This is a genomic window from Paramuribaculum intestinale (genome assembly GCF_003024925.1).
GTDB lineage: Bacteria > Bacteroidota > Bacteroidia > Bacteroidales > Muribaculaceae > Paramuribaculum > Paramuribaculum intestinale.
The window spans coordinates 1-3,022 of record NZ_PUED01000239.1; the positions used below are offsets into that span (position 1 = coordinate 1).

The 3,022-nt window shown below is 57.4% G+C and carries 3 protein-coding genes and 1 pseudogene; all 4 read right to left on the bottom strand.

Annotated features, from left to right (window positions below; genetic code table 11):
* A pseudogene (locus C5O24_RS12135) lies at positions 1 to 490 on the bottom strand (hypothetical protein); the annotation flags it as partial.
* Positions 491 to 628: 138 nt separating this feature from the next.
* Positions 629 to 1,567, bottom strand: a complete 939-nt coding sequence (locus C5O24_RS12140; RefSeq protein WP_107681899.1) for an N-acetyl-gamma-glutamyl-phosphate reductase — start codon at positions 1,565 to 1,567, stop codon at positions 629 to 631.
* Positions 1,560 to 2,084: an arginine repressor gene (locus C5O24_RS12145; RefSeq protein WP_107035657.1), complete on the bottom strand. Its 525-nt coding sequence runs from the start codon at positions 2,082 to 2,084 to the stop codon at positions 1,560 to 1,562. Before C5O24_RS12145 ends, C5O24_RS12140 begins: the two co-directional genes overlap by 8 nt.
* A 116-nt stretch (positions 2,085 to 2,200) precedes the next feature.
* The coding region (locus C5O24_RS12150; protein WP_107681900.1) for an ABC transporter permease at positions 2,201 to 3,022 on the bottom strand (822 nt) is incomplete at its 5' end.

Below are 3,022 nucleotides of genomic sequence, written 5' to 3' on the forward strand. Positions count from 1 at the left end.
CGATATATATCTGACAGTTGCCGAAGCTGGGATTCCGGCCGATGACACTGACAAACAGAGTAGTGCCGGCGGGCGAAGTGCCGAAGTGCCTCATCTTGGCCGGATCGCGGTCAATAGGTATCAGATACGGAGCGAAAGCCGACGTAGGCTGCGCACCGTCCCAATCGAAATAGCCTCTCATCCTTACGCATCCTCCTATACCGCCGGCAAGCGATGCATCCTTGCTCAGAAACATGAAATAGGGCACTTCCGGATCCTGCGAGTGGCGGAACTGATCGTCATAGAACATCTGTATCAGGCTGCGCACGGAGTCGCGCATTTCGGGTGAAACGGTTTCTATGTCGCGGCCGGCCATGACCATATGCTGCGAGGCAAGCATAGAGTCACGATGCTGGTCGGCAAGACTGCGGCTTTGGCCCGACGCGGCCGGAGCGAGAGCGCCCACTATGGCCGCTACGGCCAGAAGACGCGATAAGGCGATGGATGTCATGGATTGAAACGTGTGTGAGAATAAACATGATAGCGGCGTCGGAAGCTACGGACTTCCGACGCCGCCTGTATTCTCAACAACAGAGCGGCCATGATGGTTCGCGGCCGGCCGCCCCGCGATATGACATGGTGAGCTGCCTCAGTCGTCGGCTGTGGCTGCAAGAGTCAGGCCCACACGTTCCTGAAGTCCGAAGAGCAGATTCATCACATGCACCGCCACAGATGCCGATCCTTTCATCGAATCGTCGAGCACCGCCGACACCACTACCTTCTGGCCGGTCTTCTGCACATGAAGCAGACACTTGTTGGTACCTCTCACACCGCCCAGATCCGGAAAGCTTTCGCTGAGGAATGTGAATCCGTGATCCTCGTAATACTCGTCGTACATATCCTTGATGTCATCCTCCGATATCGGGGTGTCCATATAGACCGTGCATGCCAGACCACGGTTCCATCCCCCGGCGATGCCGGTGAGATGGATAGGCGCGCTGCAGCTCGACTGAAGCACCTGGAGCGCTCTCTGCGCCTCGCCGATCTCCTCATGCTCAAGCACCACCGACACTTCACCGGGACGCTCCGGCGAACTTGGCGTCACCATATTGACATGGATCGGAGCGTTGAGCAGCAGATTCTTGGCCAACGGAAGCAGAGCAAGCAGCATTATGTGGGCGAGCGGACCGGGGATGGACGCACGCACGGCTCCGCGCACGAGCGGCTTGCGGTTAAGTTCCGGCACGGCATAGACCCATGGCGACTCCTCGTCCTCGGGCGAGCGAAAATCGGGCGAAAGATCTATCACCTTGACCCCCTCGGGGATAGGCGTGTGGCGCATATAGCGCTCTGAATCGCCGTCCTCGCTGTTGCACAGGAATATGACGTTGACCTCCTCGGGATTTCCCTTGGCGCAGAAGTTCATATATGTTTCGCCTGTCAGTCCACGGTGGTGGCGCGCTATCAGCTCCCCCTCCTCGAAGGGTGCTTCGACCCACACGATCTCCACATCCGGGTGGTTGATCAGTATGCGTATCAGATGTCCGGCGGCCGTGGAGTCGCCGCCTGTGATTCCGGCTTTAATCATTTTCGATGGTTTTGTCGCGCATGTGTGCGTCGTAACGTTTTGAGAGCAGCTCTTCGGGGAGTATGCTCGACAGTGTGGAGAGTATCTTTGATTTAGGCGCGTCGACCGTCAGAGCCACAAACACAGTGTCGGCTCCGGCTATCGTGCCCATGAAGTAGGGTGAATGCAGATCGTCGATATCGTAGGCGACTCCGCCGGCATATCCGTTGCGTGTGCGTATGACCAGCAGCTGTCCGCTCATGGTCACCGACTCTATCGCCGCGCGGCTCACCATACCGGCAGCTCCCTTCTCCACATCCTTGTCGGGAGGGAGCACTCCGCCCATGACGTATCGGTAGCGCCCCATCTCGGTGGGTATTTTCGAGGTGCGGAGAGTCTTCAGATCGCGCGAGAGCGTTGCCTGGGTCACGTCGTAGCCGCCTTGCAGCAGCAGTTCAAGCAGCTCGTCCTGACTGCCGACTATATTGTTGAGCAGTATATCGGCTATGGCCGTCAATCGTTTCTGTCGCTTTTTCATTATGCATCAGATTGGGAATATATGCGCAAATGTAATATTTTTTTTAATAATATGCAAACAGCTGCTTCATGCAACGCTCCCCCATATCTCTCCATATCTGCTTCGCGGAGGGAGGATCAGTCACCTACCGGACGCGTGGATATGCCTCGCGTGGCTATCCAACCTATCATGACCCCTACGGCGGCCGTCATAAGGAACACCGTCAATACGTCAGCCGACGACAGCGCTACGGGGTAGACAGTCACCGACAGTTGCGACGGATCGCCTCCGAGCTTTATAAAACCGCCCCACTCCTGGGCCAGACAGAGAGCAACACCCAGCAGCAGACCTGTCACAGCACCTGAAAAGGATATAAGCCAGCTTTCCCACATGAATATGCCGCGTATCATGCGCGGTGTGGCTCCCATGGCCGACATCGTGGCTATATTGGACTGCTTCTCTATGATCAGCATCGACATGGTCGACACCACATTGAACGATGCAACTACAACGATAAAGGCCAGCATGACAAAGGTGATCCACTTTTCGACAGCGATCATGCGGAACGACTGCTCCTGCTGCTGCAACCGGTCTTTCACCAGCAGACGTCCGCTCCCCAGCTCACGCAACCGCGCAGCCACGGCGCCGGCATCGTTTCCCGCACTGACCGTCACGGCTATCGAGGTGGCCTCCGAGGTATAATCGAGGAGCTTCCGCGCCACATCGAGAGGCACTATCACCCTGTCGGCGTCATATTCGCTCTGCTCAAGCTCGTAGACGCCCGACACTATCAGGCTGTCGGCGCGGAAAGAGGCCATCGGATTGGCCTGATTGATTCGTCCGCGACGCCTGGGCGCATAGAGCCGGAGCATGGCTCTGAATCCTGGGCGGGCGGCCAGACTTATGGCCGAGCCGACGCTGAGCGTCGCGCAGTTGTAATCGCCTTCGGTCTGCAGGTA

What these genes read in the sequence shown, in the direction of transcription:
- C5O24_RS12145 (WP_107035657.1), bottom strand. Translation starts at nt 2,084, where the DNA reads ATGAAAAAGCGACAGAAACGATTGACGGCCATAGCCGATATACTGCTC.
- C5O24_RS12140 (WP_107681899.1), bottom strand. Translation starts at nt 1,567, where the DNA reads ATGATTAAAGCCGGAATCACAGGCGGCGACTCCACGGCCGCCGGACAT.